The 7,747-nt window shown below is 63.7% G+C and carries 8 protein-coding genes; 3 read left to right on the plus strand and 5 right to left on the minus strand.

All coding sequences use genetic code 11. The features are described from left to right. Positions 1-1,799: ComEC/Rec2 family competence protein (locus tag AC1D00_RS17315; protein WP_477011504.1), on the minus strand; the 1,799-nt coding region annotated here is incomplete at its 3' end. A 96-nt stretch (positions 1,800-1,895) separates the two neighbouring features. Continuing rightward, positions 1,896-2,129, minus strand: a complete 234-nt coding sequence (locus AC1D00_RS17320) for a DUF2171 domain-containing protein (protein ID WP_038967854.1) — start codon at positions 2,127-2,129, stop codon at positions 1,896-1,898. A gap of 393 nt (positions 2,130-2,522) precedes the next feature. Here AC1D00_RS17320 and AC1D00_RS17325 point away from each other — a divergent pair, with 393 nt between their 5' ends. Beyond that, a complete protein-coding gene (locus AC1D00_RS17325) occupies positions 2,523-3,851 on the plus strand; it encodes an MFS transporter (RefSeq protein ID WP_477011505.1) in 1,329 nt (442 codons plus the stop codon). A gap of 64 nt (positions 3,852-3,915) precedes the next feature. Here the strand turns inward: AC1D00_RS17325 and AC1D00_RS17330 are convergent, their stop codons facing one another. Continuing rightward, positions 3,916-4,278 (minus strand): SPW repeat protein, encoded by a 363-nt coding sequence (locus AC1D00_RS17330; protein WP_477011506.1) that lies wholly within the window; start codon positions 4,276-4,278, stop codon positions 3,916-3,918. A 235-nt stretch (positions 4,279-4,513) separates the two neighbouring features. Between AC1D00_RS17330 and AC1D00_RS17335 the strand changes: the two genes are divergently transcribed. Both AC1D00_RS17335 and glnA read left to right on the plus strand, forming a co-directional pair. Further along, positions 4,514-4,696 carry a hypothetical protein gene (locus tag AC1D00_RS17335; protein ID WP_404556725.1) on the plus strand — a complete coding sequence of 61 codons (183 nt, stop codon included), beginning with the start codon at positions 4,514-4,516 and terminating at the stop codon, positions 4,694-4,696. Positions 4,697-4,822: 126 nt separating this feature from the next. Beyond that, on the plus strand, positions 4,823-6,253 hold the full coding sequence (gene glnA, locus AC1D00_RS17340; protein ID WP_477011507.1) for a type I glutamate--ammonia ligase: 1,431 nt from the start codon (positions 4,823-4,825) through the stop codon (positions 6,251-6,253). A gap of 46 nt (positions 6,254-6,299) precedes the next feature. Here the strand turns inward: glnA and AC1D00_RS17345 are convergent, their stop codons facing one another. Further along, on the minus strand, positions 6,300-6,686 hold the full coding sequence (locus AC1D00_RS17345; protein WP_477011508.1) for a YybH family protein: 387 nt from the start codon (positions 6,684-6,686) through the stop codon (positions 6,300-6,302). Between the two features lie 7 nt (positions 6,687-6,693). Next, the coding region (locus tag AC1D00_RS17350; RefSeq protein ID WP_477011509.1) for a glutamate--tRNA ligase family protein at positions 6,694-7,747 on the minus strand (1,054 nt) is incomplete at its 5' end.

Genomic DNA, 7,747 nt, shown 5'->3' on the forward strand with positions numbered 1-7,747 from the left:
TCCCTGCCCCGCACCGCGACGCTCTGGCCGTCCCCGGCGATCAGGATATCCGGCTGCCGCCCCGACAGTCCCCAGAGGATCGCCACCAGCAGCACCAGCGCGCCGGACCAGCGCAAGGGCGTGCGCAGCAGGCCCATTGCGATGATCCCCAGGCTGGCCGCGATCAGCGGGGCAATGCCGAAAGCCGGGATGCGGCCGACCGCACCCGGCAGCGCGGCCACCCAGCGCGAGACCGCGACCATCCAGTCGATGCCGATCCCCATCAGCCACCAGAACACGGCGTCGAGCCCGAACGGCGCCGCGAGCAATCCGAGCAGTCCCGCAGGCATCACCAGTGCAGAGACCACCGGCATCGCGCCGAGATTGGCGAGCACGCCGTAGGGCGTGACGCGATGGAAATGGAAGGCGGCATAGGGCGTGGTCGCAAGCCCCGCGATCAGCGAGGCCAGAAACAGCATCGCGATCTCGCGGCCGCCCCACATCGCAATGCGCGCAGTCGCCGAATGATCGGGCGACGCGAACAGGTTCGGCATTCCGATCTGCACCAGCGCAACGAGCCCCAGCGTTGCCGCAAACGACATCTGGAAGCTCGGATGCACCAGCGCTTCCGGCGCGACCGCGAGCACGATCAACGCGGCCACCGCCAGCGTGCGGAAGGTGATGGCGCGGCGGTCGACCATGACGGCGATCAGCACCACGGCGGTCATGAAGAACGAGCGTTGCGTTGCGACCTCCGCGCCCGAGAGCAGCAGATAGAACGCGGCGGCAACCAGCGCCGCGGCCGCGGACCATTTCTTGATGGGAAAACCGACCGCCAGTCCCGGAATCAGAGCGAGCAGCGCGCGGACGGCGAAGAACACGACGCCGGCGACCACCGCCATGTGATAACCGGAGATCGAGAGCACATGGCCGAGCCCTGAAATGAACATGGCGTCGTTGACGGGCGTGGTGATCGCGTCGCGCCGCCCCGTCAGCAGCGCCGTCGCGATTGCGCGATTGTCACCTTCGAGTGTTGCCCGGATGCGCGCGTCGATCCCATCGCGCAGGCTCTGCATGAAGGCGGCATAGCGCAGCCGCAAGCCGCCGGCATCGGGCGGCACTGCTGCCGTGATCGCCCCCATCACGAAGCCGGAGGCGCCGATGCCCTGGAAAAACATGTCGCGCGAGAAATCGTAGCTGCCGGGGCGCACCGGCGAGATCGGCGGCATCAGCCGCGCCTTCAACTGCACGAAGCTGCCGACCTCCGGCGCAGTCCCCTTGCGAACCGAGAGGCGCACTCGCTCCAGCTTCACCTCGCTCCGCTGCGCCTCCATCGCGGTGACACGCAGCACGAAACGGTCGGTGCGCTCGCGGATGTCGCGCGTCTCGACGAAACCCGAGAGCGACACCGAATAGAGCGGTTTTGCGAGCACGGCATGGCCGATGCGCGCCGTCTTCCAGGTCGCCGTGGCAAAGCCGGCTGCGACCGCCGCGATCAGGATCGCAGGCGCGAACAGCCGGCTCCGCCGCAACAGAACCGCACCCAGCATCAACGCGATGGCCGTCGCAGCAACGACCCACAGCACCGGCTCGTGATCAGCGGCAAAGTAGAGCGCTATGCCGCTGCCGAAGGCCACAGGCACCCAGGGCAACAGCCGCCCGGCGCCGGCCTCGGCGCGCATCCATTCGCGCAGTGTCTCGACGAGCGCGGGCCAGGCGCCAATGCCCACCGGCACAAAGCCACCAGCCGGAGCAGCCCGGCCGACGGGCCAGGTCCCCGCAATACCTTGGGACCGTACTGGCCGGCCCGGCTCCGCCATTCCCCTGCACCTTACGATACGCGACGGAGGCGGAGGCTACCGGAACGTGCAGGGCGGCGAATAGCGGTACAGATCGGGAACGAACTCGAGTGAACCCTACTTTTCCTCTTCCATCGTGACGGCGACATCCGCCTTGGCCGACAGCCGGACCTTGTTGCCCTCGACGCCGGCGACGAGCCCCTTGTCGATGAAATGATGGTGGCCCCTGTGGCTGCCCTCGCCGCTGTCCTTCTTGGTCAGCTTGATCCGATGGCCCTCGACCTTGTCGACCGTGCCGATGTGGACGCCGTCGGCACCGATGACTTCCATATGCTCTGCAATGTTCTGCATGGCGGGCTCCTCGTTGGGGACCCACACAACGCCCGAGAGGTCCTTTCCGTTCATTCGTGACACGACCGCCCGGCGCGATGGGCGACCGTTCTGTCTCTGGACGGAGGCAGCCTGGGTTCGGGTCGATTGAGCCGAAAGTCGCATAAGGGGCCGGCCTTGGCAGGATTAAACTGCTCTCCACGCCTCCCCCGCACAGACGGGCCAGGTCGTGACAGCTCGCGGTACCGAAGGCCGCCGAAGCTCTTCTCAGGTGGTTCAAGGTTCCCCTGAGACCAGGCGTTGCGGACGCAACTCGCAATTCTCGCCTGTAGCGTCGCACACCAAACGCACTCCGCGAGCGAACTGGCGCTGAAATGCGCGAGGAGTGGCGTTTGAATTTGATAGGAGCAGCACATGGCAGTTCAAGTACCGCACGATTTCCGCCGCGTGATCGTTGCTGCATCGGTGGRAAACGTCATCGAATGGTATGATTTCTATATCTTTGGCAGCCTGGCCGCCGTTCTGTCGGTCAAGTTCTTCGAGCAATCCCACCCGGTTGCAGCCCTCCTCAGCACGATCGCTCTGTTCACTGCGGGCTTCCTGATCCGCCCGCTGGGAGCCTTCCTCTTTGGATGGATGGGTGACAGGGTCGGACGAAAATATACATTCCTCATCACGCTGAGCGGAATGGGACTGGGTACGGGGGCAATCGGGTTGATCCCGACCTACCAGTCCATCGGTCTAACGGCGGCGTTCGTTCTGTTCGGCCTGCGCATGATCCAGGGTCTGTGCCTGGGCGGCGAATATGGCGGCGCCATCACCTATGTCGCAGAGCATGTGCCGGACGACAAGCGCGGCTACTACACCGGCTGGCTGCAGACCTCTCCGACTCTCGGCATCGTGGTGTCGCTGGCCGTGATCGTCCTGACACGGACCTGGTTCGGCAATCAGGTCTTCGACGAATGGGCCTGGCGCGTTCCTTTCCTGGTGTCTTTCCTGCTGGTGGCCATCGCGATCTACATTCGCCTCCAGCTCCAGGAGACGCCGATCTTCCAGGAGATCAGGGCCCGCGGCCAAATGACGACGAATCCGTGGAAGGAGGCCTTCCTCAGCTCCAACATCAAATACATCGGGATCGCGATCGTGGTCCTGATCGGACAGGGCGTGGTCTGGTACAGCGGCCAGTTCTGGGCGCTGTACTTCCTGCAGCAGGTCTCCAAGGTGGATGCGGTGACCTCGGCCTACATCGTGGGAGCCGCGCTGCTGATCGCAACACCGAGCCTGATCTTCTTCGGTTGGCTGTCGGACCAGATCGGCCGCAAGCCGGTGATCCTTGGCGGCATGCTGCTCGCTGCGATCACGTACTATCCGCTCTATCTGTGGCTGGGAACGGTCACGCAGCCCGGGAGCATCAACTATCCGACCGCGATCTTCATCATCTTCATCCTGGTTTGCTACGTCGGGATGGTCTACGGGCCGGTCGGCGCATTCCTGGCCGAATACTTTCCGGCCAGGATCAGGTACACGTCGGTATCGGTGCCGTACCACATCGGCAACGGCTGGGGTGGCGGATTGGTGCCGTTCATCACCTCGGCGGCATTCGCCGCGACCGGCAGCATCGGCTACGCACTGATCTACCCGATCGTGGTCCCCGCGGTGTGCTTCGTGCTCGCTGTCTTCCTGATGCCGGAGACGCGCAAGATCAGCATCTGGCAACCGATCGAGCCCAGAGCCGCATTGTAACGTAACCACCTCTCCTCCGGCCGCCAGCCGATGGCGGTCGGAGAGAAGCCGGCAACCTCTCGTCTCAGCCGGCGCGGTGAGGCCAGTGATCGTGCCACCAGGTACTGAAGTCGCGATCGGTTATCAATTCCCAAGCAGCGAGCAAGATCACCAATAGGCCCGACAATACGCTGCTGACCGCGGCCGATACGGGCTCATAGCCAATGGACCAAGGCGCCAGCACCAGAGCCAAGCCCAGCAGCATTTCGCCCCACTCTTCCAGGTAGGACGGGATGACAAAGGCTTCCACGGCAAACAGCATGACGCCGAGCCCGAGTGCGATGGTGATCCAGACAGCCGCCCCGGATGAGCCGAGGACAAAGGACGACAGGACCAGCCACACGCCCACCAACAGGCTACCAGCGTCTTGCCAATGTTGGATGCGCATGATGCTCACCTCCCTTCTGGTATTGATATGGGGGCGCACCAGTGAAGAAGCATCCCTCCGACCTGCGCTGTGTTGCCGCGACCAGGCGCCGGCGCCCCATCCGGCCGCCCACGCCCGGAAAGGGCCCTTGCAAGTGCGGCGCACCAGGATGCAGACTATCGGCGCTTGACAGGTGTCAATGTCTGCCGTTCTAGGCCCGCCCGGTTCGCGCCCAGAACAAGAGGGAGATGACGCCATGCGAGAAATGGAAATCCACGATTATGCGCGGCAGTTGCTGGAAGCCCATGGCCCCAAGGCCATTGCGGAAGCCGCTCAAAACGCCATCAACCTCGAGCAGAAGGGCGAGCTCGAATTGGCTAAAACCTGGCGGCACATCGAAGACGCGATGAAGCTGATGCGCGGGCCACATCAAAGCTGACTGCCGTCGCGCGAAGCTTGCCTGACTGCGGCGACAACGCCGAACGTGGACCACAGTCCGTCGCGAGCCGCCAGGTTGCGGCCGAACGGCTACGCGATCTCGGGACGCTGACCTGGGAGCGAAGCCATGGTTGCGAAATGTACGACAGCCGAAGACCTCGTGAAGGCGATCACGGACGAGAAAGTCCAGATGATCGATTTGCGGTTCACCGACCTGCCGGGGATGTGGCAACATTTTTCCGTCCCGCCGAGCGCGGTGAACGCCGATGCACTCAATGAGGGCTTTGGATTCGACGGCTCATCGATCCGAGGCTTCCAGGAGATCCAGGAAAGCGACATGCTGGTTGTCGCCGACCCGACGACGGCATTCGTCGACCCCTATAGTCCGGCCAAAACKCTGGTTCTCATCTGCAACATCCGCGACCCCGTGACCGGCCAGTCCTATAGCCGGGATGCCCGCTACATCGCCCAGAAAGCCGAAATCTACCTCAAGGGCAGCGGGCGCGCCGATACGAGCTATTTCGGCCCGGAAGCGGAGTTCTTCGTCTTCGACGAGGTGCGCTACGAACAGGGCATCAACTACGCCATGCACGCAGTCGACTCCAGCGAAGGCAGCTGGAACACCGGCTCTGAGGAAGGGCCGAACCTCGGCCACAAACCGCGTCCGAAGGAGGGATACTTTCCCGTTCCCCCGACCGACAGCATGCAGGCGCTACGCACCGAAATGGTGCTGACGATGGAATCTCTGGGGATCCAGATCGAGGCCCATCACCATGAAGTCGCAACCGGCGGCCAAAACGAGATCGACATGCGCTTCACCACCCTCACCCGGATGGCCGACAACCTGATGATCTACAAATACGTGGTGAAGAACACCGCGCATCAGCACGGCAAGACCGCGACATTCATGCCGAAGCCGCTGTTCGAGGACAACGCTTCGGGCATGCACGTTCACCAATCGCTCTGGAAGGGTGAGACCAATCTGTTCTACGACAAAGGTGACTACGCCGAGTTGAGCCAGCTCGGCCGCTACTACATCGGCGGGCTATTGAGCCACGCCTGGGCGTTGTGCGGGCTTTGCGCCCCCACCACGAATTCGTATCGGCGTCTGGTGCCGGGCTATGAAGCGCCGATCAACCTCGTCTACTCCCAGCGCAATCGCTCCGCCTGCTGCCGGATTCCGATGTATTCGCCGAATCCGCGCGCCAAGCGCGTCGAGTTTCGTTCGCCAGATCCGTCCTGCAATCCCTACCTGGCCTTCGCGGCAATGCTGATGGCCGGCCTCGACGGTATCGACAAGCGGATCGACCCCGGCGGCCCGATCGACAAGAATCTCTACGACCTCCCGCCTGCGGAGGCGAAGGAGGTGAAGTCCACGCCAGGATCGCTGGACCAGGCGCTCGACGCGCTCGAGCGCGATCACGCATTCCTGCTACGCGGCGATGTCTTCACCGCCGACGTGATCGAAACCTGGCTCGACTACAAGCGCAAGAAGGAGGTCGACCCGATCCGCCTGCGACCACATCCTTACGAGTTCCATCTCTACTACGACATCTAGCGGGCGGCGACCGCGCACCTGGCGGAACGGGCAGAGCCCTCCACTGCTAGATCATCGGGACCCTCGACGAGGCATGGTGATTGACGATCTTCCAGTCGGCGTCCTCGCGCGTGATGACCCAGCTCATCTTGACGGCGAGTTCCGGGCGTTCGCCCGCGAAATCGAACGACACGATCGCGGCCATGTTGATGACATCAGGACCGGCCTGCGCGGCCTGCACCTCGGAAAACGCAGCACTCGGCTTGCGCCAGCGCGGCAGGCCGTTGAAGTAATCGGCGACGCCGTCCCGACCCCGATAGAGTTTTGGGTTGGAGCCGAAGAAGAACGCTCTCTTGGCATAGAGCGACGACAGCGCGGCGGCATCGAGCGTTGCGAAGCCGGCGCACCATTTCGCGATGATGGCGGAAACGATGGCGTCGGCTTCACTGCTCATGCGCACCTCAACCTTTCGCGACTTCCTTCGCGAACGTGTCGCGCAGGCCGATGGTGCGCGAGAATACGGGCTTGCCGGGCGTCGAGTCCTTGTCGCGCACGAAATAGCCCTGGCGCTCGAACTGCAACGGCTCGGTCGCATTGCTCTCCGCGACCGATGCCTCGATCCGCGCATCGCTGAGGATCTCCAGCGACTGCGGATTGAGATCGGCGGCGAAGTTCGAGGCGTCCGGGCTCGGGTTCGCGAACAGCTGGTTGTAGATGCGAATTTCGGCCGGCTTCGAAGCTGCCGCCGGCAGCCAGTGCATGGTCGCCTTGACCTTGCGGCCGTCGGGCGCGTTGCCGCCCTTGGTCGCGGGATCGTAGGTGCAGCGCAGCTCCACCACCTCACCGGCATCGTTCTTGATCACGCCGGTGCATTTGACGAAATAGGCGTAGCGCAGCCGGACCTCGTTGCCCGGCGACAGGCGGAAGAACTTCTTGGGCGGGTTCTCCATGAAGTCGTCCTGCTCGATATAGAGCTCGCGGCCGAACGTGATCTTCCGCGTCCCGGCGGAGGGATCGTCGGGATGGTTGATCGCGTCGAGCTCCTCGGTCTGCCCTTCCGGATAGTTCTCGATCACGACCTTGAGCGGCTTCAGCACCGCCATGCGCCGCTGCGATGTGCGGTTCAGCTCCTCGCGGATGCAGAATTCGAGCATGCCGACGTCGACCACGCTGTTGGCCTTGGCGACGCCAATACGCTTGACGAATTCACGCAGCGCCGCCGGCGGCACACCGCGACGGCGCATGCCGGCCATGGTCGGCATGCGCGGATCGTCCCAGCCCGCGACATGGCCCTCGCGCACGAGCTGGGTCAGCACGCGCTTGGACAGCAGCGTGTAGGTCAGGTTCAGCCGCGCGAACTCGTACTGGTGCGGCTTCGACGGCACCGGCAGCTTTTCGATGAACCAGTCGTAGAGCGGCCGGTGGTCCTCGAACTCCAGCGTGCAGATCGAATGCGTGATGCCTTCGATCGCGTCCGACTGGCCGTGGGCGTAGTCGTAGCTCGGATAGATACAC

The sequence above is a fragment of the Bradyrhizobium sp. P2_E8 genome (genome assembly GCF_056403875.1).